We start from the raw sequence: 26,448 nt of genomic DNA, 5'->3' as shown, positions 1-26,448 counted from the left end.
AGACCGGAACGCCGGCGGATGCCCGTACGGGGTGCCGGACGCCGGCGGATGCCCGTACGGGGTGCCGGAAACGCCGGCGGATGCCCGTACGGGGTGCCGGAAACGCCGGCGGGTGCCCGTACGGGGTGCCGGAAACGCAAGCGGGTGCCCGTACGGGGTGCCGGAAACGCAAGCGGGTGCCCGTACGGGGACGCCGTAAGACGTTCCCGTACGGGCACCCGCGGACGATCCGGCGGATCCCCAGGTCCTCCCCGTGCGGCGGCCGGCCCGGGAAACCGCCGGCGATTTCCGCCGTGGAGCGAGAGTCAGCCGACGACCGTCCAGGTGTCGCTGCCGGTCAGCAGGGCGGCGAGGTCGCCCTTGCCCTTCTGCTCGATGGCGTCGTCGAGCTGCTCGGACATCAGGGTGTCGTAGACCGGCCGGTTGACGCTGCGGAGGACCCCGATGGGGGTGTGGTGCAGGGTGTCGGCGTCGGCGAGCCGGGAGAGGGCGAAGGCCGTGGTGGGCGAGGGGTTGTGCGCGTCATGCACCAGCACACCGCCCGTGCCCTCCTCCCGTACGTCGATGACCTTGAGGTCGCCGGTGGCCGGGTCGCGGACCACGCCCTTGGAGCCGAAGCCGTCCGGGGCCAGGGCGCCGAAGCGGATCGGCTGCCCGTGCTCCAGGCGGATGACGGCCTCCTCGGCCTGATCCTTGTCCTTGAGGACCTCGAAGGCGCCGTCGTTGAAGATGTTGCAGTTCTGGTAGATCTCCACCAGCGCCGTACCGGGATGGGCGGCGGCCTCGCGCAGCACCGAGGTGAGGTGCTTGCGGTCGGAGTCGACGGTGCGGGCGACGAAGGACGCCTCGGCGCCGAGCGCCAGCGAGACCGGGTTGAACGGGGCGTCCAGCGAACCCATCGGCGTCGACTTGGTGATCTTGCCGACCTCGGAGGTGGGGCTGTACTGGCCCTTGGTCAGACCGTAGATCCGGTTGTTGAACAGCAGGATCTTGAGGTTGACGTTGCGCCGGAGGGCATGGATGAGGTGGTTGCCGCCGATGGAGAGTGCGTCGCCGTCGCCCGTGACGACCCAGACGGACAGATCACGCCGTGAGGACGCCAGGCCGGTGGCGATGGCGGGCGCGCGGCCGTGGATGGAGTGCATCCCGTAGGTGTTCATGTAGTACGGGAAGCGGGAGGAGCAGCCGATGCCGGAGACGAAGACGATGTTCTCCTTGGCCAGGCCGAGCTCGGGCATGAAGCCCTGTACGGCGGCAAGGACGGCGTAGTCACCGCAGCCGGGGCACCAGCGCACTTCCTGGTCGGACTTGAAGTCCTTCATGGACTGCTTGGCGTCGGCCTTGGGCACCAGGGAGAGCGCCTCGATCTGCGAGGAACCCTCCGTGATCGTCTCAGTCATTGATGGCCTCCTTAAAGACCTCCGCAAGCTGCTCGGCCTTGAACGGCATTCCGCTGACCTGGGTGTGCGAGTGCGCGTCGACGAGGTACTTGGCGCGCAGCAGAGTGGCGAGCTGTCCGAGGTTCATCTCCGGCACGATCACCTTGTCGTAACGCGCCAGGACCTCGCCGAGATTCCGCGGGAAGGGGTTGAGGTGCCGCAGATGAGCCTGGGCGATGCGCTCCCCGGCGCCCCGCACACGCCGTACCGCCGCGGTGATCGGCCCGTAGGTCGACCCCCAGCCCAGTACGAGGGTGCCGGCGCCCTGGCCGCTGTCGTCGGCGGGGTCGTCGACCTCGAGGTCGGGGACGTCGACGCCGTCGACCTTCGCCTGGCGGGTGCGCACCATGAAGTCGTGGTTGGCCGGGTCGTAGGAGATGTTGCCCGTGCCGTCCTGCTTCTCGATGCCGCCGATACGGTGCTCCAGCCCCGGCGTGCCCGGCACCGCCCAGGGCCGGGCCAGCGTCTGCTCATCACGCTTGTACGGCCAGAACACCTCGGTGCCGTCCGCCTGCTGGTGATTGGGGCCCGAGGCGAACTGGACCCGCAGATCCGGCAGTTCGTTGACATCGGGGATCCGCCACGGCTCCGAACCGTTGGCCAGATAGCCGTCGGAGAGCAGGAAGACCGGTGTGCGGTAGGCCAGTGCGATCCGGGCCGCCTCCAGCGCCGCATCGAAGCAGTCCGCGGGCGTCTTCGGCGCCACGATCGGCACCGGTGCCTCTCCGTTGCGCCCGTACATCGCCTGGAGCAGATCCGCCTGCTCGGTCTTCGTCGGCAGCCCCGTCGACGGCCCGCCGCGCTGGATGTCCACGATCAGCAGCGGCAGTTCCAGACTGACCGCCAGGCCGATCGTCTCCGACTTCAGCGCCACACCGGGTCCCGAGGTGGTCGTCACCGCCAGCGCACCGCCGAACGCGGCGCCCAGCGCCGCACCGATCCCGGCGATTTCGTCCTCCGCCTGGAACGTGCGCACACCGAAGTTCTTGTGCTTGGACAGTTCGTGCAGGATGTCGGAGGCCGGGGTGATCGGGTAGGAGCCCAGATACAGCGGCAGATCCGCCTGCCGGCCCGCCGCGATCAAGCCGTAGGACAGCGCAAGGTTCCCGGAGATATTGCGGTAGGTGCCGGTCGGGAAGGCCTTCGTCGCCGGTGCGACCTCGTAGGAGACGGCGAAATCCTCCGTCGTCTCACCGAAGTTCCACCCCGCCCGGAACGCCGTGACATTCGCCTCCGCGATCTCCGGCTTCTTCGCGAACTTCGCCCGCAGGAACTTCTCGGTGCCCTCGGTCGGCCGGTGGTACATCCACGACAGCAGACCCAGCGCGAACATGTTCTTGCTGCGCTCGGCCTCCTTGCGGGAGAGCCCGGACTCCTTGAGCGCCTCGATCGTCAGCGTGGTCAGCGGCACCGGATGGACGTTGTAGGCCTCCAGCGACCCGTCCTCCAGCGGACTGGTCGCATAGCCCACCTTCGCCATCGGGCGCTTGGTGAACTCATCCGTGTTCACGATGATGTCCGCGCCCCGCGGCACATCCGCGATATTCGCCTTCAGCGCGGCCGGGTTCATCGCCACCAGCACATTCGGCGCGTCGCCGGGCGTGAGGATGTCATGGTCGGCGAAGTGCAGCTGGAAACTGGAGACACCCGGCAGGGTCCCGGCAGGGGCGCGGATCTCGGCGGGGAAATTCGGCAGCGTCGACAGGTCGTTGCCGAACGACGCGGTCTCGGACGTGAACCGGTCGCCGGTGAGCTGCATACCGTCACCGGAGTCGCCGGCGAACCGGATGATCACACGGTCAAGGCGTCGGACTTCCTTGCCTTCACCGGAAGCGCGCTGTTCCCCGACAAGCGCTGCGTCGGTCTGCTCGGCTGGGCTACTGACCTGGCTGGTCACTGCTTCGGACCTCCCTCGAGGGGTGCGGCGTCCCCGCCCGGAGGCAGGGCTCGGGACGTGTCATACCGACCGGTTGTCCCATAACCATCGTACGTGGGTAAGGGTGGCCTTCCCTGGATCGTTCGCATGCTGGACGTCAACATGAGACACCGATCTGGTGTGTTTTGTCATGAAATCATCGCCCCCGTGACCCCCTCTTCATGACGCTCCGGACTCGTCCATTGGTTCTACGACCAAAGTCCTGGACCTCGGTGGAAAACACCTCGGGCCACTCACCTGACGGAGTGTCAGGTGGTCAGGAGCCCAGGTAGGTGAGTACTGCAAGCACCCTGCGGTGATCCCCGTCACTCTGCGACAGGCCCAGCTTCAGGAAGATGTTGCTGACGTGCTTCTCGACCGCACCGTCGCTGACCACCAGCTGCCGGGCGACGGCGGAGTTCGTCCGGCCCTCGGCCATCAGGCCCAGCACCTCCCGCTCCCGCGGCGTCAGATTGGCCAGCACGTCCTGCTTGCGGCTGCGGCCCAGCAGCTGCGCCACCACCTCCGGGTCCAGCGCGGTCCCGCCCTCGGCCACCCGGACCACCGCGTCGACGAACTCCCGCACCTCGGCCACCCGGTCCTTGAGCAGATAGCCGATGCCCCGGCTCGACCCGGCCAGCAGCTCCGTCGCGTACTGCTCCTCGACGTACTGCGACAGCACCAGCACCCCGAGGCCGGGGTGGTCCCGGCGCAGCCGGATGGCGGCCCGCACCCCTTCGTCGGTGTGCGTCGGCGGCATCCGTACGTCCGCCACCACCACATCCGGCAGGGCGCCCTCGTCCGCCAGCCCCCCGATCGTCTTGATCAGCGCCTCGGCGTCCCCCACGCCCGCCACGACCTCGTGCCCCCGGTCGGTGAGCAGCCGGGTCAGGCCCTCCCGGAGCAGCACCGAGTCCTCGGCGATGACCACCCGCACCTTGTCCTCCACGGCTCAGATTCCCCCATGCCTCATCGCATCCCGCCCCTACCGGCCTCCAGCATCCCAGTATCCGGACGGCGGCGAGGCGGATGAGGGGGATCGGGGGCGGAGAAAGGGAGGGGAGGGAGACGGGAGAGGGGGAGACGAGGGAGAGGGAGGCGGGGGAGAGGGGACCGGCAGTTCCGCGGTCACCCGCGCCACGGCAGCTCGGCGGTGATGCGGGTCGGGCCGCCGACCGGGGAGTCCACCACCAGCAGGCCGTCGACGGCGTCGAGCCGTTCGGCGAGACCGGCCAGGCCGGTGCCCGTCGCGGTGTGCGCGCCGCCCCGGCCGTTGTCGGAGACCAGCACCATGATCCGGTCCGCGGTGCGCCAGACGTCCAGCGTCGCGCTGGTGGCCCGGGCGTGCCGGGAGACGTTCTGGAGCAGCTCGGAGGCGGTGAAGTACGCGATGCCCTCGATCGCCGCGGCCGGCCGGTGGTCCAGGTCCACGGTCACCGTCACCGGAACCGTGCAGCGCGCGGCCAGTGCGGACAGCGCCGGGCCGAGACCCCGGTCGGTGAGGATCGCCGGGTGGATGCCGCGGGCCAGATCCCGCAGCTCCTGGAGCGCGATCTTCACCTCGCCGTGTGCCTCGTCCACCATCTTCGCGGCGGCCTCCGGATCCTCGGCCAGCTTCTCCCTGGCCAGCCCCAGGTCCATGGCGAGCGAGACCAGCCGGGCCTGAGCCCCGTCGTGCAGATCGCGCTCGATGCGGCGCAGATCGGCCGTCGCGGTGTCCACCACCACCCCGCGGTCCGACTCCAGCTGCGAGACCCGGGTGGCGAGGAGGGAGGGCCCCAGCAGGCCGTGGACCATGACCCGGTCCATCTGGGTCAGACCATGGATCACCCACGGCCCGGCCAGCACCAGCAGCAGCCCGGCGCCGCTGGTGACCACGATGTCCGCCGGGGCGTCGAGGTAGAGGCCGTCGCCGTGGCCGTCACCCCACATCTGGATGCCCGGCTGGTCGAGGTACGCGGGGAACGTCCACCGCCACAGGGGGTAGGTCAGCAGTCCCCAGCCCAGGGTCCAGAACGTCACCGAGAAGATGAAGGAGAAGAGCGCCCACGGGAAGTGCAGCAGGGAGTAGAGAAGGTGTCGCCAGGACGCCCCGCTCTTCAGCACGGCCCCGACCCACCCCATCAGGCTCGGCTTGGAGGGCCGGACGGGCTCCGGATCGGCGACGTCCATACCCAGCAGCGCGCGGGCCCGTAGGCGCTCCAGACCGCCCAGCGCACGGCTGCCGGCCAGACCGCCCGCCAGCACCGGGATGCCCAGGAACGTGACCAGCAGGCCGGCGCCCAGCGAGATCACCACGATGGCGTAGGCGAACATCACGATGGACATCGGGAGGCTGAGGAAGAGGTACAGGAACTCCCGCCAGGTGCGCCCGGAGAACGGGGCGCGCAGCCCCACGGGCATACGGGAGCCGCGGGGAGGGGGTGCGTATGCGGTTTCCATCGTCTCGTCGTCCGTTCTGCCGGATGCGGCCCATGGACGCGGCCCATGGATACGGCCATGGATGCGGCCCATGTCATGTCTGTCGGATCCGCTGCCTGAACTGCCAGGCCGTGCGGCTTCTTCCGCTCCGACAAGGGTCCGCGCGCGGCGCCCTCCGCACCATGAGGGTCTTCGCAGTCTTCGCCTGGGGTTTTCCCCACCCCCGGGCCGGTGGCCGGCACCACCCGCCTCCCCGTCCCGGACCGCCAGATCCGGATGCCGGCCCCGGACACCCGGCCGGCCGGACGACCCGTCAGCGGCCCTTGGCCCCCGCCTTGGTCCCTGCCCCTGCCCTCGATCCCGCCCCCGTCCGCGCCCGCCACGGCACCTCCGCCGTCACCCGCGTGGGCCCGCCCACCGGAGAATCCAGCACGAACAGGCCGTCCACCGACCCCAGCCGCTCGGCGAGCCCGGCCATCCCGCTGCCGCCGTCCAGCCGCGCCCCGCCCCGCCCGTCGTCCGTCACCTGGATCAGCAGCCGGCCGCCCGCCCGTCGCCCACCACCGCCCTTGTCCGAGGGCCCTGCGGGCCCGTCCCCCTTGTCTCGCCACACCTCGACGGACGCCTGTCGCGCCGCGCTGTGCTTGGAGATGTTCTGCAGCAGCTCGGAGACCGTGAAATAGACGATGCCCTCGATGGCGGGCGCCGGCCGCTCGTCCAGGTCCACGGCAGTGGTGGCGGGCACCGTGCAGCGCCCGGCCAGCGAAGCCAGGGCAGGCCCCAGCCCGCGGTCGGTGAGGATCGCCGGATGGATGCCGCGGGCCAGATCCCGCAGCTCCTGTAGCGCCAGCTTCACCTCGCCGTGCGCCTCGTCCACCATGGCCGCCACGCTCTCGTCGGTCCGGCCCTCCAGCAGCTTCTCCTTGGCCAGGCCGAGCCCCATGGCGAGCGCCACGAGCCGGGCCTGTGCGCCGTCGTGCAGATCCCGTTCGATGCGCCGCAGATCGGCCGCCGCCGTGTCGGTGACCGTCACCCGGTCCGACTCCAGTTCGGCGATCCGCCGCTCCAGTTCGTCGGACGGCGAGAGCAGGCCGCGCACCATCGCCCGGTCCACGTTGGACAGCCAGCGCGCCACCCACGGCAGCGCCGGCCACGCCGCGAACAGCGAGGCGACGACGACCGTGAACGTGAGGACGACCCACGGCAGCCGGATGGCCGCGAACAACGCATGCCGCCAGGCGACCGGATCCTTCAGACAGGCCCACACCCGGGGCAGGAACCCGTGCTCCCGGGCCCGCAGCGGACTCGGTTCCGGTATCCGCACCCCGAGCAGTCCCCGGGCCCGCGCCCGTTCCAGCCGCCCGTACATCCGGCACGCCCCCAGGCCGCTCGCCAGCAGCGGCAGCCCGATCACGGTGACGGCCAGCCCGGTCCCGAGCGCCAGCCAGATCACCAGCACCAGGAACCCGGTGATGCCCAACGGGAGATTGGACAGCAGGTACGCGATCTCCCGCCACGTCATGCCGCTGAGCGGCCCTCGGGGAGGCGGCAATGAGACGCCGTCAGGGGCGTCGTCAGCGGCATCAGCAGCACGGGGTCGGGAACTTTCCGTCATGCGCCCAGCCTGCCCGGCCGCCGCTCCGTGTGCCATGGGGTGGCTGGGGTGGTGGGGGTGGGGTTTTCCCCACCATCCGCTGTCGTTTGCCCCACCATCCGCTGTCGGCCGTGCTGGACACCGCGTCGTGGGCGGGCCGTATCGTGTCGCGATAGGTAACGGGCAACGCAGGGACCGCGTCGGCATGGTGAGTGTGAGTTCGGGGATGGATCCGGGGGCCGTGTCGCGCACCGCCCTCGGCCGGGTGACCCTCGTGGGCGAGCGGCGGCGGGTCGAGCTCGTGCTCCCCGCGCAGGAACCCCTCGGTGTGCTGCTGCCGGACATTCTCCGGCTGTTCGGTGCCGGGCCCGGTGAAGGGCCATCGCCGCGACGGCTGGTGACCGCGGACGGGTCCGTGCTGTCGCAGGACGACTCGCTGGCTTCGGCGCGGGTGCCCGACGGCTCGGTGCTGCGGCTCGTACGCGAGCACGAGGCGTCGGCGGCGCCGGTCGCGCACGACCCCATGGACGAGGCCGTCGACGATCCGGGTCTGCGCACCCGCCGCTGGGACGAGCGGAGCCGGACGTGGACGGCCGGTGCGGCGAGCGTGCTGTTGGCGCTGGTCGCCGGTGCCGCGGCGGCGAGTTGGTACGGGGCAGGCCCTGCCGCGCTCCGGCTCGGAGTCGCCGGTGTGCTCGCCGCGGCCGTGGGAGCTGCGGGTGCCCGGCTCGGACGGCGTTCGCTGGGCACCACCCTGCTCGTTGCGGGCGGCGCGCTCGGCGCGCTCGCCTCCTGGCAGGCCGCCTCGACAGCCCCGGTGCGGCTGGCAGCCGTGGGACTGACCGTCGCGGCCGCGCTCGCGCTGCTCGGGGCCTGCACGGAGCTGGGCCGCGGTGGACTCGTCGGCGCGGCGACGGTCGCGCTCGCGGTGGGAGCCTGGGAGGCCGGGCTGGCGCTGACCGACGCGGCCCGTACGGGAGTCGCGCTCGGTGTGCTGTCGGTGCTGGTGCTGGGCCTGCTGCCCCGACTGGCGTTGACGGCGGCCGGGTTGACCCGGCTCGACGACCAGCGGTCGGGCGGTACTCCGGTGAGCCGTCACCAGGTGGTGACGGCCCTCGGCGCCACCCATCGCGGTCTCGCGCCGGCCACGGTCGCCATGGCGGTGTCCACGGGCGCGGCGGGAGTGCTGGCCGCCGGCCACGGTGACGGCTGGTCGGTCACTGCCGCGGCCCTGCTGTCCTTGGTGACGCTTTCGCGCGCACGCGCCTATCCCCTGACGGCCGAGGTCGTCGCCCTGCTGACGGCCGGCACGGCCGTGGGGGTGGGGCTGGCGCTGCGGTGGGCGGCGGGCGCGGGGGACCCGTCGGGTGCGCTCGCCGCGCTGTGCGTGCTGGCGCTGCTTCCGCTGGTGGTGCTCGCGGTGCGCGTGCCCGAGCACGTTCAGGTCCGGCTGCGCCGGCTGATGAACCTCGTCGAGTCGGTCAGCGTGGTGGCGTTGATCCCGGTCGCCCTCGGGGCGTTCGGGGTCTACAGCCGGCTGCTGCACACGCTCTGAACCGGAAAGGCGGCCGCGGGATCATGTCGGCAGAGGGATCAGCAGATGGATCAAAGGGACCGAGCGGGCCAGGTGGACCGGTACAACCAGGTGGACCGGTACAAGGGGACTGGCCGCACGATCCGCTGTGCGAGCCCGGCGGCGCGGCGATGACGCCGGGAACGTCCGTGGGAGCGGGCGGCCCGGCGGGCGGCCCGGCCACCCCCGATTCCGCGGACGCGTCTGTGGAAGCCGTGGGCGCACCTGTGGAAGTCACGTCCATGCCTGTGGCAGCTACGCCCGCGCCCGTGGAGGTCACGCCCGCTCCCGTGGAGGTCACGTCCGCTCCCGTGGAGGTCACGTCCGCGCCCGTTGAGGCGTCCGTGTGGGACATACCGGTGACGGCGAGGGCGCAGCCGGCCGTGCCGGATGCCGCAGCCGCGCCCGCGGGAACCGCTCCGGCTCCCGCGTACTCCGCGTACTCCGCGTACGCCGCGCACTCCGCCACGCAGGGCCCCAGCGGTGTGGTGTACCCGCAGGGCCACAGTGGTGTGGCGTATCCGCCGGGCCACAGTGGTGTGGCGTACCCGCCCGGACCCGGCGGCGCGGCGTACCCGCCGGTGCCCTCCGCTCCGCCGCAGGCACCGGACGCCGCTGCCCTATGGGACCGCGCTCCGGCCGCCCATGCCGCCCCCGGTCCCATGCCCGCTTCCGGTCCCATGCCCGCTTCCGGTCCCATGCCCGCCGCGGGCCCGCTGCCCGCTTCGGGTCCCATGCCTGCCGCCGCTCCGACGCCACAGCCCGTACCGGAACCGGCCCCTACGCCGGCTTCCCACGCCACACCGGCCACCCACATCGCGTCGGCTTCGCAGGCCACACCAGCCACCCACGTCGCGCCGGCTTCCCACGCCACGCAGGCGCCCCACCCCACGCCGCCCCCGTCCACCGCTGCGGTCCCTTCCGCTCCCGTTCACACGCCCACCCCCGTACGCCGGCCCGGCCCGGCCCCCGTACGCAGGTCCGGCCCCACCCCCGTCTCGGTACCGCTGATGCCGCCCGAGCTGGACGCGCTGCGGTCCAAGCCGCGGCACGGGGAGTCCGTCGCACAGCGCGCGGGGCGGGCCGTCCGGCGGGCGATCGCGTCTTCGCCCGCGGCGGAGACCGCCTCCGTCACGCAGACCGCGTACGCCATCCAGCAGCCGGTGACCACAGGCCGGCAGATCTCCGTGTCGAGCATCCGGGGCGGGGCGGGCAAGTCCACCGTCGCCGCGCTGCTGGCCCTCACCTACGCGCACTACCGCGCCGATCCGGTGCTGGCGATCGAGGCCGATCCGGCGCTCGGCACGCTGCCGCACCGGCTGGGTGCGCGGGAGGTGCGCTGGTCGGGCACGGACCTGGCGCAGATCGTGGATCCGTCGATGCTGATCACGGACCTCACGGGCTATCTGATTCCGTTCCCCGGTGGCGGCTGGCTGCTGCCCGGCAGCCAGGGCGCCATCGGGACGCGGCTGGACATCGACACCTACCGGGTGGTGATGACCTCACTGCGCCGGTACTTCGCGACCACCGTCGTGGACTGCGAGACGCTGCCCGCCGAGGTGGCGCGTACCGCGCTGGTGACGACGCAGGCGCGGGTGCTGGTCTCCCCGGCGACCCCGGAGGGAGTCGCGGCCACCCGATCCGTACTGGACTGGGTCGGTGGGCTCCACCCCGGAATGCTGCCGACGACGGTGGTGGTCCTCAGCCATGTGTCACCCGATTCCGGGCTGGAGCTGCGCAAGGCCACCGAACATCTGGGCATCGGCGGCGCGACGGTCCTCCCGCTTCCGTACGACCGCCATCTCGCGGCCGGCGGCGCGATCCGTACGGAGCTGCTCGGCGAGCGGACGCTTCAGGCGGCGGCGCGGATCGCGGCCGAGGCGATGAACCGGGCGGTCTCGCGCGGACCGGGCCGGCAGCGTACGGGCCGGCCCGACCCGGAGCCCCCCGGCGGCGCCGGCCGGTGACGGTACGCAGGGTGCGCGCGTGACTGTGCCACCCGCCCCGTCCGTCCGATCCGTGAGACACCTGCTGAGACAACCGGCCCCGCCGTCCACGCTCCCTGCCGCCCAGGTAGGTCCAAGTAGGGACAAGCTCACCATCGGCGACGATGCGGCTTCTCGGGGCGGTCCGGCCAGGGCCTAGACTCCCATCCGTACAGATCGTCGAAGTCGTTGAACAAGCGCAGTCAGGGAGCGAGGGGCGGACGTGCCGGACGCGACCGTACGCACCACCGTCGCCGCGGACTATTTCCAGGGCTACTCGGTCGTCGGGATCATCGCCGTGATCGGCGTGCTCTTCGTCGCGGTGGCCTTCGGGGCCGGGCGGCTGCTGCGGCCTGTCGTGCCGACGCCCGAGAAGCTGCTGACGTATGAGTGCGGCGTGGACCCGGTCGGCGAGGGCTGGGCGCACACCCAGGTCCGCTATTACGTGTACGCCTTCCTCTACGTCATCTTCGCCGTCGACTCGATCTTCCTTTTCCCTTGGGCGACGATCTTCGCCGCACCCGGTTTCGGCGGTGTGACGCTCGTGGAGATGTTCATCTTCCTGGGCTTCCTCACCGTCGGCCTGCTCTACGCATGGAAGAAGGGCGTCCTGGAATGGACGTGACCCCCGCCCGGCACACCTCCGCAGCCACGCCCGAGGACGCCGCCCCGCAGTACCTGCCGGAACCGCGGCGCCTGGGGACGCTGGCCCGGCTCGCGCCCGAACCGATGAAGGTGGTCCTCAACTGGGGCCGCCGCTACAGCCTGTGGGTCTTCAACTTCGGCCTCGCCTGCTGCGCCATCGAGTTCATCGCCGCGTCCATGGCGCGGCACGACTTCATCCGGCTCGGCGTGATCCCCTTCGCGCCCGGCCCCCGCCAGGCCGACCTGATGGTCGTCTCCGGCACGGTCACCGACAAGATGGCGCCCGCGGTCAAGCGGCTCTACGAGCAGATGCCCGAGCCGAAGTACGTCATCTCCTTCGGGGCCTGCTCCAACTGCGGCGGCCCCTACTGGGATTCGTACTCGGTCACCAAGGGCGTCGACCAGATCATCCCCGTGGACGTATACGTACCGGGCTGCCCGCCGCGTCCGGAGGCGCTGCTCCAGGGCATCCTCAAGCTGCAGGAGAAGATCGCGCGCGAGTCGCTGGGGGAGCGGTACGCGAAGGGCGGCGCGGCCCGGCCCTCCGCGGCCGCGCTGCGCAGCGGGCTGGTCCCGCCGCCCGCACCCGAGGCGGCGGATGCGTCGAAGGCGGGGGACGCGTCGAAGGCGCCGAGGGAGGAGCCCCGATGAGCGAGCAGCCGGAGCAGCAGGCGGAGACCCCCGCGCCGCAGCCGGAACAGCCCGAGCAGCCCGATCAGCCGGAGCAGCCCGTCGCCGAGCCCGTTGTCGGCTGGCTGCCGCGGCCCGCGAGCGAGATCTTCGGTACGGGGGCCACGGCGGAGCTGGCGTACGACGCGCTGACCGTCGACGTCCCCGTGGACGCCTGGCTCACCGCGCTGACGGCCGCCCGCGACGACCTGGGCTGCAGCTACTTCGACTGGCTGAGCGCCGTCGACGAGCCCGGCACCGGCTTCCTGGTCTGTGCCCACCTCGCCGACGTGGCGCGGCCCGGCACCGTCCACCGGCTGATCGTACGGACGACCGTGCCGCACGAGGCGGCCGTGCTGCCCACCGCCGTGGGTGTGTACGCGGGCGCGGGCTGGCACGAGCGGGAGACCCACGAGATGTTCGGCGTGGACTTCACCGGCCATCCGCACCTCGTTCCGCTGCTGCTCCCGGACGGCTTCGAAGGGCACCCGCTGCGCAAGGACTTCGTGCTGGCGGCGCGGGTCGCCAAGGCATGGCCGGGGGCCAAGGAACCAGGGGAGTCCGAGCACGGCGGGCCCAAGCGCCGCCAGATGCTGCCCCCCGGTGTCCCGGACCCGAACGAATGGGGCCCGCTGAAGGGCCAGCTGCCGCCGGCGCCCGCACGCCCGGCACGCGGTGCGCGTGCGGCAGGCGGTGCACGCGCGGCCGGTGGTGCCGGTGCGGCAGCCGGTGAGCGTCCGGCGCGGCGGGCGCGGACCGCGGGCGCGGGCTCGGCCGGCCAGCAGCAGGCGGGGGAGGCGGCCGGGACCCCCGCGGCGGAGACTCCCGCGGCCGAGGCACGTCCCGAGCGGGCGGAGCGCCCGGCGCGGCGTACCCGGTCGGCGAGCGAGGGCTCGGCCGCCCAGCGGCGCGCGGCGGAGGCGGCCGCGACCGAGGAGACTTCTCAGGCGCCCTCGCCCAAGGGGACCGCTGAGGCGCCCTCGCCCAAGGGGACCGCTGAGGCGCCCTCGCCCAAGGAGACCTCTGAGTCGCCGTCGCCCAAGGAGGCCCCGGCGACGGAAAGCCCGGCAGCCCCCGCGAAGGAGGCGGCCCCGCGCTCCTCGGACGCACCCTGGCACCACGCCCGTCCTGCCTTCGACGAGCCGGCGAAGCCGGAGCAGCCGGAGGCCGAGGCAGCGCCGGAGGAGCCGAAGGCAGCGCCGCAGGACAGCAAGGCAGCGCCGGACGAGGCCGAGCCGGCGCCCGGGAAGAAGGCCGAACAGGCGCCCACGGGCGCACCTGAGCCCGCAGCCGAGCCGCAGCCGGATGCCGCACCGGAACCCGGCCCCGAGCCGAAGCCGGACGCCGCGCCGGAGCCCGCCCCCGGGCCTGAGCAGGACACCCCCCGAGACCCGGCAGGAGGCGACACCCCGTGAGCGACGCTTTCGACATCGCGCTGCGCCTCATCGCCGTCTTCGTCGTCTTCCTGGTCTTCCCCCTGGTCATCGGGCAGACCGAGCACAAGGTCATGGCCCATATGCAGGGCCGGCTGGGCCCCATGTACGCGGGTGGGTTCCACGGCTGGGCACAGCTCGTCGCCGACGGTGTGAAGTTCGCGCAGAAGGAGGACATCGTCCCGGCCGGCGCCGACCGGCGGATCTTCCAGCTCGCGCCAGCCGTCGCACTGCTGCCGTACCTCCTGGTCCTGGTCGCCATCCCGGTAGGCCCGCACAACGCCGTGGGACAGGCCCTGGACGCGGGGATCTTCTTCGTGCTCGCCGTCATGGGCGTCGGTGTGCTCGGCTCGCTGATGGCGGGCTGGGCCTCGGCCAACAAGTTCTCGCTGCTCGGCGGTCTGCGGACGGCCGCGCAGCTGCTGGCGTACGAACTGCCGATGCTGCTTGCGGCGGCCTCCGTCGCGATGGCGGCCGGCACGCTCTCGCTGCCGGGCATCATCGAGGCCTTCCACTGGTGGTGGGTGCCGTGGCAGATCGTCGGCGGCGTCGTCTTCTTCACTGCGGGGCTCGCCGAGCTGCAACGGCCGCCGTTCGACATGCCGGTCGCCGACTCGGAGATCATCTTCGGTGCGTACACCGAGTACACCGGACTGCGCTTCGCGCTCTTCCTGCTCGCCGAGTACGCCGGCATCGTCGTCCTCTGCGCCCTGACCTCCGTCCTCTTCCTCGGCGGCTGGCACGGCCCGTTCGGCGCCGACGGCCTGGGCTGGCTGTGGACGCTGGTGAAGACCGCGATCCTCGCCTTCGTCGTCATCTGGCTGCGGGTGACCTACCCGCGGCTGCGCGAGGACCAGCTGCAAAAGCTCGCCTGGACGGCCCTCATCCCGCTCGCCCTCGCCCAGATCGCCCTCACCGGCGTCGTCAAGGTGGTGATCTCGTCATGAGCTTCCCCGGTTCCGGCCTCGCCAAGGGGCTGGCCGTCACCCTCCGGACGATGACGAAACGATCGGTCACCGCGCAGTACCCAGACGTCCAGCCCGACCTCCCGCCGCGTACCCGTGGCGTCATCGGGCTGTTCGAGGAGAACTGCACGGTCTGCATGCTGTGCGCCCGTGAGTGCCCCGACTGGTGCATCTACATCGACTCCCACAAGGAGACGGTGCCGCCGGCCGCCCCCGGAGGCCGGGAGCGCAGCCGCAATGTGCTGGACCGCTTCGCGATCGACTTCGCGCTGTGCATGTACTGCGGTATCTGCATCGAGGTCTGCCCCTTCGACGCGCTGTTCTGGTCACCGGAGTTCGAGTACGCCGAGACGGACATCCACGAGCTGACGCATGAGCGCGACAAGCTCCGCGAGTGGATGTGGACGGTGCCCGAACCGCCGGCGCTCGACCCGGCGGCCGAGGAGCCCAAGGAACTCGCCGCCGCCCGCAAGGCAGCGGACAAGCTCGCCGCCCAGCAGCAGGCCGAAGCCGAAGCGGCCCGGGCCCAGGCCCAGGCGCCGGAGCAGGAAACAGCGGACCAGGAAACAGCGGACCAGGACCGACCGGACACCCCAGAGGAGGGCACGTGACGCTCGCCGCCACCGCAGCCGGCCATGGCTTCCTGTCGACCTCCGGTGTCGAGATCGCCTTCGTCCTCGTCGGAATCGTCACCCTCGGCGCGGCCGTCGTCACCGTCACCACCCGGCAGATGGTGCACGCCGCCCTCTGGCTGGTCGTCGCCCTCGGCGGGATCGCCGTCGAATATCTCCTGCTCACGGCGGAGTTCATCGCCTGGGTGCAGGTGCTGATCTACGTCGGTTCCGTCGTCGTCCTGCTGCTCTTCGGGCTGATGCTCACCAAGGCGCCCATCGGCCGCTCCCCGGACGCCGATTCGGGCAACCGCTGGGCCGCGCTCGCCGTGGCCCTCGCCTCGGCCGCCGCCCTGGTCTGGGTCGTCGTGGACGCTTTCCGCGCCACCTGGATCAACCTCGACGGCCCCGCCCAGGGCTCCACCGAGGTCTCCGGGCACAGCCTCTTCCAGTACTGGGTGCTGCCCTTCGAGGCGCTGTCCGTACTGCTGCTGGCCGCGCTCGTCGGGGCGATCGTGCTGTCCCGCAGGACGGGGGAGGGCAGGTCCGCGGCGGCGGACCTCAAGAACGGTGCCTCCCGCGCTCCCGTTGCCCCCGCCCCGCGAGAGGAGCAGCGCTGATGCATCTCGCCTACCCGGCCGTCCTCGCCGTCCTCCTCTTCTGCACCGGTCTGTACGGCGTGCTCGCGCGCCGCAACGCGATCCTGGTGCTGATGTCCGTCGAGCTGATGCTCAACGCCGTCAACCTCAACCTCGTCGCCTTCGACGTCTGGCTGCGCGACACCCTGCACACCGGCCAGGCGCTCACCCTCTTCACCATCGCGATCGCCGCCGCCGAGATCGGCATCGGCCTGGCGATCGTGCTGCTCGTCTACCGCAACCGCGGCAGCTCCGACATCGACCGGCTCCGCGATCTCGCCGAGAAGACGGGCGCCGCGGACGGGGACCCGCAGCCGGACACCACGGCGGAGGCCGCCGCGTGACGCTCACGACCACCGCTGTTCTCGTTCCCCTCCTGCCCTTCCTCGGGGCCGTCGCCGGCCTCCTCCTGGGACGCCGTGCGCCCGGCTTCGTCCGGCCGCTGGCAGTGCTGCCGACGCTGGCCGCGGCCGCGCTCACCGTGACCGTCGCCGTCGGACAGGGCACCGGCCCGGCCACCGACGTCGCCACCCGGCTCACCCCGACCGGCTCGGTCCCCATCGACCTGGCCCTGCACCTCGACGGCTTCGCCGTGCTGATGGCGGTCCTGGTCGGGGTCGTGGCGACCTGTGTGCAGATCTACTCCACCGGCTATCTGCGCGACGATCCGCGCTACCCCTCCTACGCCGCGCTGGTCTCGCTCTTCACTTCCGCGATGCTGCTGGTCGTCTACACCGGCGACCTGATGCTGCTGCTGGTCGGCTGGGAAGTCATGGGCATCTGCTCCTACTTCCTCGTCGGCCACTACTGGGAGACCGAGGCCGCCCGCGCCGCCTCCCTCAAGGCCTTCCTCGTCACCAAGCTCGGCGACGTCCCGTTCCTCTTCGGCATCTTCGCGCTGGCCGCAGACGCCGGGACCTTCCGGATCACCGGCATCCTCGGCTCCGTCGCCAGCGGCGGCCTGGACCACCCGACGCTGATCGCGCTGCTGCTGCTGGCCGGTGTCGCGGGCAAGTCGGCGCAGTTCCCGCTGCACACCTGGCTGCCGGACGCGATGGCCGGTCCGACGCCCGTCTCGGCGCTGATCCACGCCGCGACGATGGTGGCGGCCGGTGTCTATCTCGTGGCCCGTCTCCTCCCCGTCTTCGCCGCCTCCGCCGCCGCGCTGGTCGTGCTCGCCGTGATGGCCGCGATCACCATGGTCGGCTCGGGCCTGGCCGCGCTGGCCCAGGACGACATCAAGCGCGTCCTGGCCTATTCGACGGTCGGCCAGCTCGGCTACATGCTCGGCGCCCTGGCCGTCGGCGACCGCGGCGCCGCCGTCTTCCACCTCCTCTCGCACGGCGCGTTCAAGGCCCTCCTCTTCCTCGGCGCAGGCGTGATCATCCACGCCGCGGGCACCAACTCGCTGGCCGCCATGTCCCGGATGAGCGGCCTGGCCCGGCGCATCCCGGACGCCTACTGGACGGCCACCATCGCGCTGCTCGCGCTCGCCGCGATCCCGCCGTTCGCCGGCTTCTTCTCCAAGGAAGCCGTCCTGGGCGCCGCCGAACACGCCGCCACCGGTGACGCGCACGGCATCCCCGGCGCGGCCGGCTGGACCGTACTGGTCTCCGGACTGCTCACCGCCCTCCTCACCGCGGCCTACGCCACCCGCCTGTGGCTGCTGGCCTTCAAGGGCAAGGGCGTCGAAGCCCCCGACCACGGCCCGCAGCCGGTCGCCATGAACGCCGTCCTGTGGGTGCTCTTCCTCCCGACCGTTGGGCTGGGTCTTTCCGCCCCCTTCCTGCCCGACTGGTTCGACGGGCGCTCGCTCGCGCCGACCCTGACCACCTCCGTCCTGGGCACCGGAATCGCCCTCGTCGGCGGACTGGTCACCTATGCGGCCTGGCGCCACACCACCGCCCTTGCCGCCCGCACGCCGCTCGGCGCGGTCGTCGCCGCCCCGGACGCCACCCCCGCGGTCGCCGAGGAGGTGGCCATCGACACCCACGCCCCGGCCTACGGCGACAACGCCGGCGCCCCGGACCCGGCCGACCCCGGCCGGCTCCTCCTGGGCCCGCTGCACCGCCACGCGGCCGTCGGCTTCCACGTCGACGCCGTCTACTCCGCCCTCTTCGTCCGGCCCGTACGCGCCGCCGCCACCCTCGTCCGTTTCCTCGACCGCGAGGTCGTCGACACCTACGTCCGCGGCGCGGGCGCCGCACCCCGCCTGCTGGGCGCCGCGGTCCGCCGCGCCCAGACCGGCAACGTGCAGACCTATCTCGCCGCGCTGCTCGCGGGCTCGCTCGTCCTGGCCATCGCGGCCGTCCTCGTCGCTACGGGCACGGGAGCCTGACCGATGCCGCACACCGCTGGTGCACGCACCCCGCACCCCCAGCCGACACCCCTCGCGGCCGTGCTCGCCGGAGCCGAAACCCTGAGGAGGGCCTGACCCGTGAACCCCACCGCTCTGCAGTACCTCCTCGCGGCGGTCGTCGTCCTCCCCCTGCTGGGCGCGGCCGGCGCCCTGCTCCCGGCGCCCCCCGGTCTCCGGGGCCGCAGCCCCGACCAGGCCGTACTGCGCCACGGCGTGACCGCCACCGGCGTCGTGCTCGCCGCGGCCGTTGCGCTGGCCGTCGGCTTCGACCACGACCATCCGGCCCGTATGCAGGCCACCACCGACATCAGCTGGATCCCGGCGCTGGACATCCGCATCCACCTCGGCGTCGACGGCATCTCGCTCCCCCTTGTCGTGCTGACCGCGCTGCTGACCTTCCTCTGCGCGCTCTACAGCTACTTCCACATGCCAACGGGCCCGTCCCCCAAGGCATTTGTGGCCCTGCTGCTCACCCTCGAGGCCGGCACCCTCGCCACTTTCGCCGTCCTCGACCTGATGCTGTTCTTCCTCGCCTTCGAGATGGTCCTCATCCCGATGTACTTCCTCATCGCCCGCTGGGGCGGTGCGGAAAAGCAGGCGGCGGCGTGGAAGTTCATCCTCTACACGCTGCTCGGCTCCGTCGTGATGCTGCTCGGCCTCCTCCTCATCGGCGTGAAATCCGGCACGTTCGACATGGTGGCACTCGCCACTGACAACGGGCCGAAAGCGCAGCTCAGCCACACTGTCCAGCTCCTGGCGGTACTCGCCGTCGGTATCGGACTGGCCGTCAAGTCCCCGCTGTGGCCGCTGCACAGCTGGCTGCCCGACGCGCACACCGCCGCCCCCACCGTCGGCTCGGTGCTGCTGGCCGGCGTCCTGCTGAAGATGGGCACGTACGGGTTCGTGCGGATCGCGCTGCCCATCACGCCCGACGGCATGCACGCCTTCGCGCCGTACCTCGCCGCGCTGGCCGCCGTCGGCATCATCTACGGCTCGCTCGCCTGCCTCGCCCTGGTGCGCAAGGGCGCCAAGGGAGACCTCAAGCGCCTGATCGCCTACAGCTCCGTCGGCCACATGGGCTTCGTCCTGCTCGGCATCGCCAGCATGACCCCCACGGGAGTCAACGGCGCGCTGTTCGCCAACATCGCCCACGGCCTGATCACCGGCCTGCTCTTCTTCCTCGTCGGCGCCCTCAAGGACCGCTACGGCAGCACCGACCTCGACACCCTCGCGGGCAGCACCGGCGCGGCCCTGTACGGCAAGGCCCCCCGCTTCGGCGGTCTGCTCGCCTTCGGGGCCGTCGCCTCGCTGGGCATTCCCGGGCTGGCCGGATTCTGGGGCGAGATGCTGGCGATGTTCGGCGCCTTCCAGCCGGCCGCCGGCCTCAGCCGCCCCGCCTTCCTGACGTTCATGGCGCTGGCCGGCCTCGGCACCCTGCTGACCGCCGCCTACCTGCTGCTCGTCGTCCGCCGCGTCTGCATGGGCGGCACCCCGGGGGTCGCCGAAGCCGTCCCGGCCGTCGAGGAGGGCACCGCCACGGCGGCCGAAGCGGTCACCGAGGTCCCGGCCGCACCGTCCCCCGTCATCCCCGACCTCGCGCGCTACGAGTACGCGGCCTGGGCCCCCCTCGCCGTCCTCACCGTCCTCGCCGGACTGTGGCCCGCGGCCCTCCTCGGCCTCACCGACCCGGCCGTCCAGCAGCTCCTCGGAGGCGGTAAGTGATGAGCACGGTCACCTCTCTGGTCCAGTCCGTCGACTGGCTCGCCCTCGCGCCGCCCACCGTCGCCGCGGCCGTCGCCCTGGTGGTGCTCGTCGCCGACCTCTTCCTCCCGGTGGCCCGCAAGCCGCTGCTGGGGTGGATCGCGACGGCGGGCCTCGCGCTCGCCGCGCTGTTCCTGCTGCCCCTCCTGGGCGACGACCGCCGCACCTTCTGCCTCCCCGCCCACCCGGACGTGTGCAGTTATGTGGCCGACCCGTTCACCCTGGTCATCCAGTTCCTGGTGCTCGGCGGGGCGCTGCTGACCGCCCTGCTGTCGATCGACACCCTCAAGGACCACGACCTGCCCAGCGGCGAGTACTGGTTCCTGCTGCTCTCCTCGGCCTCCGGCGCGGCCCTGCTGCCCGCCTCCAGGGACCTCGCCACCCTCGTCATCGCCCTCGAAGTCGCCTCGCTGCCCGCCTTCGCGCTGGTCGGACTGCGGCGCGGGGACCGCCTCTCCTCCGAGGCCGCGCTCAAGTTCTTCCTGTCCTCGGTGGCCGCCACCGCCGTGATGCTGCTCGGTGTGAGCTTCCTGTACGCGGCCACCGGCAGCCTGCACCTCTCCCAGGTGGCGCACGCCCTCACCGCCCTGCCCGACCCGCGGCTGGCCACCCTGGCGAGCGCCGGTGTCGCGCTCACCCTCGTCGGCTTCGCCTTCAAGACCGCCGCCGCCCCGTTCCACTTCTGGGTGCCGGACACCTACGTCGGCGCGCCGCTCCCCATCGCGGGCTACCTCTCCGTGGTCGGCAAGGCCGTCGGCTTCTCCGGCCTGATCCTCGTCACGGTCCAGGGCTTCCCCACGTACGCGAACGTCTGGGGCCCGGCCCTGGCCGTCCTCGCCGCGCTGACCATGACCGTCGGCAATGTCGCGGCCCTGCGCCAGGACCCCCGCCGTGCGCACAGCGCCGTACGCCTGCTCGCCTGGTCCTCGGTCGGCCAGGCCGGCTACCTCCTGGTCCCGATCGCGGCGGCGGGCTACACCGACGACCCGGCGCACGCCATCGGCTCCACCGTCGCCTACGCCCTGATGTACGCGGCCGTGAACCTCGGTGCCTTCGCCGTCGCCGCGCTGGTGGCCCGTACGCGCCCCGCCAACCGCATCACCGACTACCGGGGCCTGTACCACCAGCGGCCCGTCGTGGCGCTCGCCCTCGGCTTCTTCCTGCTCTGCCTCGCCGGTCTGCCGCCCGGCATCATCGGCCTGTTCGCCAAGGTCACGGTCTTCTCCGTGGCCGTCGACGCGGGCCTGGCCTGGCTCGCGGTGATCATGGCGTTCAATGTCGTGATCGCGCTCTACTACTACCTCCAGTGGACGACGGTCCTCTTCCGGGGAGCCGAGGAAGCGACCGGGGGAGCGGACGGCGCAAAGGCCCCCGAGGCCGCGCAGACGCGGCAGCCGTCCCACGCCAGGATTCCGGCGCCGCTGGCCACCGCCATCGCGCTCGCCACCGTGCTCGGCATCGCCCTCTCCGGCGCCCCGCAGCTCGTCCTGCGCTTCGCCTCCGGGGCGCTGCTCTAACGGCCGAGTCCCGGCGCAGGGGCCCGTCCCCGGCAGCCCCTGCCGGCCCGCACCGGCCTCCAGCCCAGCCGTACGTCGTCACGCCCCACCGGGCGCGGCGGTGTGCCCCGCCCGGCCCACCGCGCGTGCACAGGGGAACCAGGCTCGTTCATCTCGCGTTGACCAGTGAGTAAGGGTCCACTGGAGAGTGGAGAAACGCAGCACAGGGTTCCCCTGCCGCACCGCTTGGAGGGCGTACCGTGCACCGCCGGCACAACGGGCTCAGGACCGCCGTACTCCTCGGGGGACTGTCCGCCCTCATCATCGTCATCGGCAGCCTGTTCGGCCGTACGGGCCTGATCATCGCCGTCGTCGTCGCCCTGGGCACCAACGCCTACGCGTACTGGAACAGCGACAAGATGGCCCTGCGGGCGATGCGCGCCCGCCCGGTCAGCGAGTTCGAGGCGCCACAGCTCTACCGCATGGTCCGTGAGCTCTCCACCATGGCCCGCCAGCCCATGCCACGCCTGTACATCTCCCCGACCCAGGCGCCCAACGCCTTCGCCACCGGCCGCAACCCCCGCCATGCCGCGGTCTGCTGCACCGACGGCATCCTCCAGCTGCTCGACGAACGCGAGCTGCGCGGCGTCATCGGCCATGAGCTCAGCCATGTCTACAACCGCGACATCCTCATCTCCTCCGTCTCGGGCGCGCTGGCCTCCGTCGTGATGTTCCTCGTCAACTTCGCCTGGCTGATTCCCATAGGCCGTTCCGACGACGACGAGGGCCCCGGCCTCCTGGGCATGCTGCTGATCATGATCCTCGGGCCGGTCGCGGCCGGGCTCATCCAGCTCGCCGTCAGCCGCTCCCGCGAGTACGAGGCGGATGCCTCGGGCGCCCAGCTCACCGGCGACCCGCTGGCCCTGGCCTCCGCCCTGCGCAAGCTCGAAATCGGCACCCGGCAGCTCCCGCTCCCGCCCGAGCCGCGGCTGGAAACCGCCGGCCACATGATGATTGCGAACCCGTTCCGGGCGGGCGGGGGCCTGTCCCGGCTGTTCTCCACCCACCCCCCGATGCACGAACGCATCGCCCGCCTCGAACAGATGGCGGGCCACCGCCCCTGACGCCTCCCGGGAGCGCCCGACCGGTGGCCGCCGGCGCAGGCCCGTCGCATCATGAACGCAACGATCCACCGGTCCCAGGGCGTCTAGCACGGCAGATGCATTCACCGCCGTGCCCGTGGAAGGCTGTTGATCATGAAGTTCATCCTTAACGTCCTCTGGCTGATCCTCAGTGGCTTGTGGCTGGCGCTCGGCTATGTCGTCGCGGGCATCATCTGCTGCATCCTGATCATCACCATCCCGTTCGGCATCGCGTCCTTCCGGATCGCGGGCTACGCCCTGTGGCCCTTCGGCCGTACGACCGTCGTGCGCCACGACGCCGGCGCCGGATCGGCGATCGGCAATGTCATCTGGATCATCTTCGCGGGCTGGTGGCTGGCCCTGGGGCACATCGTCACCGGCCTCGTCCTGTGCGTGACGATCATCGGGATCCCCTTCGGCATCGCCAACTTCAAGATGATCCCGATCTCCCTCATGCCCCTGGGCCGCGACATCGTCCCCACGGACGAGCCGTTCGCCGCCCGCTGAGCCCCGCCGGACGCCGTCCCCTCGCCCTCAGACCCGTACGAGCCCCCGAGGGGCCGCATACCGCCGGAACCCGACCGGCTCGACCCCCGGCAGGCCGTCGATGAACCTCCGCACCTCCCCGCGCCGCCGGAGCCTGGTGCCGAGCTCCCGCTCATGCGACTTTGGGTCCGTCCCCTCGCTGTAGTTGACGACCTGTCCGCCGTCCTCGCTGATGTGGAAGTGCGAGGCGATCCCGCCGTCCCCCTGCTGGAGCTCGCCGCCCCTCTCCAGCAGGCCGTCGACGAGCCCACGGGCCGTGTCGTGCCCCGTCGTACGGAAGGCGACGCGCACGACGCAGCCCGGCGTCTTGGGCTCCCCCTGCGGCAGCATGCTGCGGTACAGCCGGAACCGGCCGGGACCGGAATTCCCGACGTCCCCCACGCCGTCCAGCACCGCCGCGATCCGCTCGCTCAGCCCGGTGTCCTCGGTCCGTACGGACTCCCGGTGCGCCGCCTCGCTCGTCCACTGCGCGTAGTTGAGCACACTGCGCTCGTCCGCCCCGGCGAACAGCACCCGGGACGGAAAGCCCGCCGGCAGCGGGTCTGCGCCCAGGCGCGGGCGACACCGTCCAGGACGGCCCGCTGCCCCTCGGGGCCGCCCGCGTCCCACTCGCTGATCAGGACGGCACCGGCATCCGCCCGCCGGATCTCCGGAAACACGTCGACGAGGAACCCGTCCCCGGGCCCGGCACCAGGACGGCTCTGCGCCGCACGAGAAGCAGTCATGCCGCGCCCCTGCAACCCCAAGCACGCTTGAGGTCAAGCGCCGCAAGGCCGCTCCGGCAGGGCCGCCACCTAGCGCCGCTCCGTATCCCCGCCCCGACACACCGGTGGGGCGGCACGCCGAAGCGCGCCGCCCCATCCCGTGGCACCGGAAAGCCGGTCCGCTACCGGTAGTTCACGAACTGCAGCGCGAAGTCCAGGTCCTTGCCCTTCAGCAGCTGCTGCACCGCCTGGAGGTCGTCCCGGCTCTTCGAGCTGACACGCAGCTCGTCGCCCTGCACCTGCGCCTTGACGCCCTTGGGGCCCTCGTCGCGGATGATCTTGGCGACCTTCTTGGCGTTGTCCTGCGAGATCCCCTCCTCGATCGAGGCGAAGATCTTGTACTCCTTGCCCGAGGCCTGCGGCTCGCCGGCGTCCAGCGCCTTCAGTGAGATCCCGCGCTTGACCAGCTTGGACTGGAAGATGTCGAGTACGGCCTTCACCCGCTCTTCGGCGTTGGCCCGCATCTCGATCTTCTCGCCCGACCACTCGATCGACGCGCCCACGCCCTTGAAGTCGTAGCGCTGCGAGATCTCCTTGGCGGCCTGGTTGAGGGCGTTGTCGACCTCCTGCCGCTCTACCTTCGAGACGATGTCGAAACTGGAGTCGGCCATGTTGAGTTGGCTCCTCGTACGTAGATCCGTCAGGGGCGCGGCCCTTCCCGGGCCGCCTGCCAAGCCTAGCCACCCGGCCAAGATCCAGCGCTCCCGAATCGAGTGGCGAACCACCCCCAGCCATCGGGTATGGTTTACGTCGTTGCCACGGAGCGCCGCCCCACAGCGGGCTCCCGGCAGCAAACCTTGGCGGTGTGCCCGAGCGGCCAAAGGGAGCAGACTGTAAATCTGCCGGCTCAGCCTTCCCAGGTTCGAATCCTGGCGCCGCCACAGGAGTGCAAGGGGCCCTTGATCTGCGGAGAACGCGGATCAAGGGCCCCTTGTCATGCGCTCTCGCATCGATCGGGCGGCCCCTACCCGGCCGGGGTGCTGCGGCGATCCCCCTTTTTTCTCCACGCACTCAAGATCGTTAAGGTGATCGCCGGCGGTCGGCGGTGACGCGTATGCGTCAACTTCGCCGGCCCCGGCTTCTGCCCCCACCCTCGAAGAAGAAGACTGTGCGATCGCGTGCACGTACCCGGATCCTGACCCTGGCCGGCGCAGTCGCCCTCGCCGGCCTCACCGCGGCACCGGCGGCACACGCCGCCGCCTCGGGGTGCACCCACAACTGGAGTGGCCCGCAGATCTGCATCGCGACCACCGGCGAGAGCGGCCACACGTACCCCGGCACCATCACCGCCACCTGGACGAACCCGCCCAAGAGCCGCAACAAGGCGACGGTCTACCTCACGAACTGGTCCGCGGGCACCATCAAGATGACCGCCAAGCGCCACGGCGACGAGATCAAGGGCAGCTGGACCCCGCAGGGCAACCCCTTCAAGGCCGGCGAGCTCTGCGCCCGCTTCAAGGGCTCCAGCGTCAAGGCGTGCGTCGACCTGATCAACAGGTAACGCCCCGCCTCCGCGAGGCTCCCCGCACAGCGGAAGCGGGAAGCCGTCGAGGTCCGCCGGATCTCCACGCGCCACGCCGGGTGGGCATCCGCGCGCCGGCCCGGTCTCCATTCCGCCCATGCGACGCTCCAACTGCCGTGCACGGGCATGCACGTTGGGTGTCGATCAGCGGCAACCGGCAACCGGCAACCGGGCCGCCCGCCGCGAACCCGCAGCGGCTGTTCATCCGTTGAGCAGCGCTAGCTCGCGGCCGCCGGCTCCCTCGGCACCCGGCGGCCGCCGCACCCTCAGTGCCCCGCCACCGCCCGCACCGCTTCCTTCACCGGCACCTCCCCGCCGATCAGCTCCAGCGTCCGGCCGATGGTGCCCGGCTCGTCGAGCAGCGCCGCCAGGACGGCCGCCACATCGTCCCGGGGCACCTCGCTGCGCCCGGTCGCGTCGGCCAGCGTCACCAGGTCCGTTCCGGGGTCGTCGGTCAGCCGGCCCGGCCGCAGGATCGTCCAGTCCAGCCCGGCGCGGGCCCGTACGTCCGCGTCCGCGGCACCCTTCGCCCGCAGGTACGCGGCGAAGACCGGGTCGGTGCCCTCGGGGGGCTCACGGTCCGCACCCATGGACGAGACGACGAGGAAGCGCCGTACCCCGGCCGCCTCGGCCGCGTCCGCGAAGAGTGCCGTCGCGCCGCGGTCCACCGTGTCCTTGCGTTCGATGCCACTGCCCGGTCCCGCACCTGCCGCGAAGACGGCCGCGTCGACGCCCTCCATGTGCCGGGCGACGTGCTGCACCGACGCCGACTCCAGGTCGCAGACCACCGGCTCGGCTCCCGCGGCCAGCAGATCGCCGGCCTGCTCCGGCCGGCGGATGATGCCAGCGACCTCGTCACCGCGCCCGGCGAGCAACCGCTCCAGCCGCAGCGCGATCTGACCATGTCCACCTGCGATGACAATGCGCATGATCCCGACCGTACGCCGAAGGGCCGCCGCGGGGCGCGGGA

23 protein-coding genes and 1 tRNA gene are annotated in these 26,448 nt (G+C 71.9%); 16 read left to right on the top strand and 8 right to left on the bottom strand.

Annotated features, from left to right (window positions below; genetic code table 11):
* Positions 1-305 precede the first annotated feature (305 nt).
* From K7C20_RS16885 to K7C20_RS16865, 5 genes are all read right to left on the bottom strand, one after another.
* Positions 306-1,400, bottom strand: a complete 1,095-nt coding sequence (locus K7C20_RS16885; RefSeq protein WP_030074686.1) for a 2-oxoacid:ferredoxin oxidoreductase subunit beta — start codon at positions 1,398-1,400, stop codon at positions 306-308.
* Complete coding sequence (locus tag K7C20_RS16880) at positions 1,393-3,336, bottom strand: 2-oxoacid:acceptor oxidoreductase subunit alpha (protein WP_030074688.1); 1,944 nt, start codon at positions 3,334-3,336, stop codon at positions 1,393-1,395. The genes K7C20_RS16885 and K7C20_RS16880 overlap by 8 nt, the downstream gene beginning before the upstream one ends.
* Positions 3,337-3,631: 295 nt before the next feature.
* Positions 3,632-4,291 carry a response regulator transcription factor gene (locus K7C20_RS16875; RefSeq protein WP_030074691.1) on the bottom strand — a complete coding sequence of 220 codons (660 nt, stop codon included), beginning with the start codon at positions 4,289-4,291 and terminating at the stop codon, positions 3,632-3,634.
* A 191-nt stretch (positions 4,292-4,482) separates the two neighbouring features.
* Complete coding sequence (locus K7C20_RS16870; RefSeq protein WP_053208550.1) at positions 4,483-5,796, bottom strand: sensor histidine kinase; 1,314 nt, start codon at positions 5,794-5,796, stop codon at positions 4,483-4,485.
* A 292-nt stretch (positions 5,797-6,088) separates the two neighbouring features.
* Complete coding sequence (locus K7C20_RS16865) at positions 6,089-7,390, bottom strand: sensor histidine kinase (RefSeq protein ID WP_048828457.1); 1,302 nt, start codon at positions 7,388-7,390, stop codon at positions 6,089-6,091.
* Between the two features lie 220 nt (positions 7,391-7,610).
* Here K7C20_RS16865 and K7C20_RS16860 point away from each other — a divergent pair, with 220 nt between their 5' ends.
* From K7C20_RS16860 to K7C20_RS16795, 14 genes are all read left to right on the top strand, one after another.
* The gene (locus K7C20_RS16860) at positions 7,611-8,924 is read left to right on the top strand and encodes an EsaB/YukD family protein (RefSeq protein WP_409351310.1); all 1,314 of its coding nucleotides are present in this window, start codon (positions 7,611-7,613) and stop codon (positions 8,922-8,924) included.
* A gap of 1,028 nt (positions 8,925-9,952) precedes the next feature.
* Positions 9,953-10,909 carry a hypothetical protein gene (locus K7C20_RS16855; protein ID WP_052414212.1) on the top strand — a complete coding sequence of 319 codons (957 nt, stop codon included), beginning with the start codon at positions 9,953-9,955 and terminating at the stop codon, positions 10,907-10,909.
* A gap of 241 nt (positions 10,910-11,150) precedes the next feature.
* Positions 11,151-11,552, top strand: a complete 402-nt coding sequence (locus tag K7C20_RS16850) for an NADH-quinone oxidoreductase subunit A (RefSeq protein ID WP_030074701.1) — start codon at positions 11,151-11,153, stop codon at positions 11,550-11,552.
* Positions 11,543-12,223 (top strand): NADH-quinone oxidoreductase subunit B, encoded by a 681-nt coding sequence (locus K7C20_RS16845; protein WP_030074703.1) that lies wholly within the window; start codon positions 11,543-11,545, stop codon positions 12,221-12,223. The genes K7C20_RS16850 and K7C20_RS16845 overlap by 10 nt, the downstream gene beginning before the upstream one ends.
* A complete protein-coding gene (locus tag K7C20_RS16840; RefSeq protein ID WP_078952853.1) occupies positions 12,220-13,656 on the top strand; it encodes an NADH-quinone oxidoreductase subunit C in 1,437 nt (478 codons plus the stop codon). The genes K7C20_RS16845 and K7C20_RS16840 overlap by 4 nt, the downstream gene beginning before the upstream one ends.
* Positions 13,653-14,621, top strand: a complete 969-nt coding sequence (locus tag K7C20_RS16835; protein WP_053208551.1) for a complex I subunit 1/NuoH family protein — start codon at positions 13,653-13,655, stop codon at positions 14,619-14,621. Before K7C20_RS16840 ends, K7C20_RS16835 begins: the two co-directional genes overlap by 4 nt.
* On the top strand, positions 14,618-15,250 hold the full coding sequence (locus tag K7C20_RS16830; RefSeq protein WP_030074713.1) for a NuoI/complex I 23 kDa subunit family protein: 633 nt from the start codon (positions 14,618-14,620) through the stop codon (positions 15,248-15,250). Before K7C20_RS16835 ends, K7C20_RS16830 begins: the two co-directional genes overlap by 4 nt.
* Positions 15,247-15,870, top strand: a complete 624-nt coding sequence (locus K7C20_RS16825) for an NADH-quinone oxidoreductase subunit J family protein (RefSeq protein WP_030074715.1) — start codon at positions 15,247-15,249, stop codon at positions 15,868-15,870. Before K7C20_RS16830 ends, K7C20_RS16825 begins: the two co-directional genes overlap by 4 nt.
* A complete protein-coding gene (nuoK, locus tag K7C20_RS16820; protein WP_030074717.1) occupies positions 15,870-16,232 on the top strand; it encodes an NADH-quinone oxidoreductase subunit NuoK in 363 nt (120 codons plus the stop codon). Before K7C20_RS16825 ends, nuoK begins: the two co-directional genes overlap by 1 nt.
* Positions 16,229-18,226: an NADH-quinone oxidoreductase subunit 5 family protein gene (locus tag K7C20_RS16815; protein WP_053208552.1), complete on the top strand. Its 1,998-nt coding sequence runs from the start codon at positions 16,229-16,231 to the stop codon at positions 18,224-18,226. Before nuoK ends, K7C20_RS16815 begins: the two co-directional genes overlap by 4 nt.
* Positions 18,227-18,340: 114 nt before the next feature.
* Entirely contained in the window at positions 18,341-19,969 is a 1,629-nt protein-coding gene (locus tag K7C20_RS16810; protein ID WP_030074723.1) for a complex I subunit 4 family protein, read from the top strand.
* Positions 19,969-21,525, top strand: a complete 1,557-nt coding sequence (locus K7C20_RS16805; protein ID WP_053208553.1) for an NADH-quinone oxidoreductase subunit N — start codon at positions 19,969-19,971, stop codon at positions 21,523-21,525. The genes K7C20_RS16810 and K7C20_RS16805 overlap by 1 nt, the downstream gene beginning before the upstream one ends.
* A 239-nt stretch (positions 21,526-21,764) precedes the next feature.
* Positions 21,765-22,628 carry a zinc metalloprotease HtpX gene (gene htpX / locus K7C20_RS16800; protein WP_030074729.1) on the top strand — a complete coding sequence of 288 codons (864 nt, stop codon included), beginning with the start codon at positions 21,765-21,767 and terminating at the stop codon, positions 22,626-22,628.
* A gap of 132 nt (positions 22,629-22,760) precedes the next feature.
* On the top strand, positions 22,761-23,153 hold the full coding sequence (locus tag K7C20_RS16795; protein ID WP_030074731.1) for a YccF domain-containing protein: 393 nt from the start codon (positions 22,761-22,763) through the stop codon (positions 23,151-23,153).
* A gap of 27 nt (positions 23,154-23,180) precedes the next feature.
* On the opposite strand, the gene K7C20_RS16790 is transcribed toward K7C20_RS16795, so the two are convergent.
* Both K7C20_RS16790 and K7C20_RS16785 read right to left on the bottom strand, forming a co-directional pair.
* Positions 23,181-23,705 carry a hypothetical protein gene (locus K7C20_RS16790; RefSeq protein ID WP_048828458.1) on the bottom strand — a complete coding sequence of 175 codons (525 nt, stop codon included), beginning with the start codon at positions 23,703-23,705 and terminating at the stop codon, positions 23,181-23,183.
* Positions 23,706-24,078: 373 nt separating this feature from the next.
* Positions 24,079-24,567 (bottom strand): YajQ family cyclic di-GMP-binding protein, encoded by a 489-nt coding sequence (locus K7C20_RS16785; protein ID WP_018090929.1) that lies wholly within the window; start codon positions 24,565-24,567, stop codon positions 24,079-24,081.
* A gap of 188 nt (positions 24,568-24,755) precedes the next feature.
* On the opposite strand from K7C20_RS16785, the gene K7C20_RS16780 reads away from it, so the two are divergent.
* Together K7C20_RS16780 and K7C20_RS16775 are read left to right on the top strand one after the other, a co-directional pair.
* Positions 24,756-24,837, top strand: a tRNA-Tyr gene (locus K7C20_RS16780).
* 227 nt (positions 24,838-25,064) lie between these two features.
* Entirely contained in the window at positions 25,065-25,457 is a 393-nt protein-coding gene (locus K7C20_RS16775; protein WP_030074735.1) for a hypothetical protein, read from the top strand.
* 287 nt (positions 25,458-25,744) lie between these two features.
* Here the strand turns inward: K7C20_RS16775 and K7C20_RS16770 are convergent, their stop codons facing one another.
* On the bottom strand, positions 25,745-26,407 hold the full coding sequence (locus K7C20_RS16770) for an SDR family oxidoreductase (protein WP_030074737.1): 663 nt from the start codon (positions 26,405-26,407) through the stop codon (positions 25,745-25,747).
* Between the last annotated feature and the right edge of the window lie 41 nt (positions 26,408-26,448).

The sequence above is a fragment of the Streptomyces decoyicus genome (genome assembly GCF_019880305.1).
Taxonomy (GTDB): domain Bacteria; phylum Actinomycetota; class Actinomycetes; order Streptomycetales; family Streptomycetaceae; genus Streptomyces; species Streptomyces decoyicus.
This window is presented reverse-complemented; position numbering and strand designations above follow the sequence as displayed.

Coding starts and splice junctions, on each gene's coding strand:
- K7C20_RS16845 (WP_030074703.1), top strand. CDS start 11,543: ATGGACGTGACCCCCGCCCGGCACACCTCCGCAGCCACGCCCGAGGAC.
- K7C20_RS16865 (WP_048828457.1), bottom strand. CDS start 7,390: ATGACGGAAAGTTCCCGACCCCGTGCTGCTGATGCCGCTGACGACGCC.
- nuoK (WP_030074717.1), top strand. CDS start 15,870: ATGCATCTCGCCTACCCGGCCGTCCTCGCCGTCCTCCTCTTCTGCACC.
- K7C20_RS16785 (WP_018090929.1), bottom strand. CDS start 24,567: ATGGCCGACTCCAGTTTCGACATCGTCTCGAAGGTAGAGCGGCAGGAG.
- K7C20_RS16885 (WP_030074686.1), bottom strand. CDS start 1,400: ATGACTGAGACGATCACGGAGGGTTCCTCGCAGATCGAGGCGCTCTCC.
- K7C20_RS16770 (WP_030074737.1), bottom strand. CDS start 26,407: ATGCGCATTGTCATCGCAGGTGGACATGGTCAGATCGCGCTGCGGCTG.
- K7C20_RS16870 (WP_053208550.1), bottom strand. CDS start 5,796: ATGGAAACCGCATACGCACCCCCTCCCCGCGGCTCCCGTATGCCCGTG.
- K7C20_RS16840 (WP_078952853.1), top strand. CDS start 12,220: ATGAGCGAGCAGCCGGAGCAGCAGGCGGAGACCCCCGCGCCGCAGCCG.
- K7C20_RS16830 (WP_030074713.1), top strand. CDS start 14,618: ATGAGCTTCCCCGGTTCCGGCCTCGCCAAGGGGCTGGCCGTCACCCTC.
- K7C20_RS16855 (WP_052414212.1), top strand. CDS start 9,953: ATGCCGCCCGAGCTGGACGCGCTGCGGTCCAAGCCGCGGCACGGGGAG.
- K7C20_RS16795 (WP_030074731.1), top strand. CDS start 22,761: ATGAAGTTCATCCTTAACGTCCTCTGGCTGATCCTCAGTGGCTTGTGG.
- K7C20_RS16805 (WP_053208553.1), top strand. CDS start 19,969: ATGAGCACGGTCACCTCTCTGGTCCAGTCCGTCGACTGGCTCGCCCTC.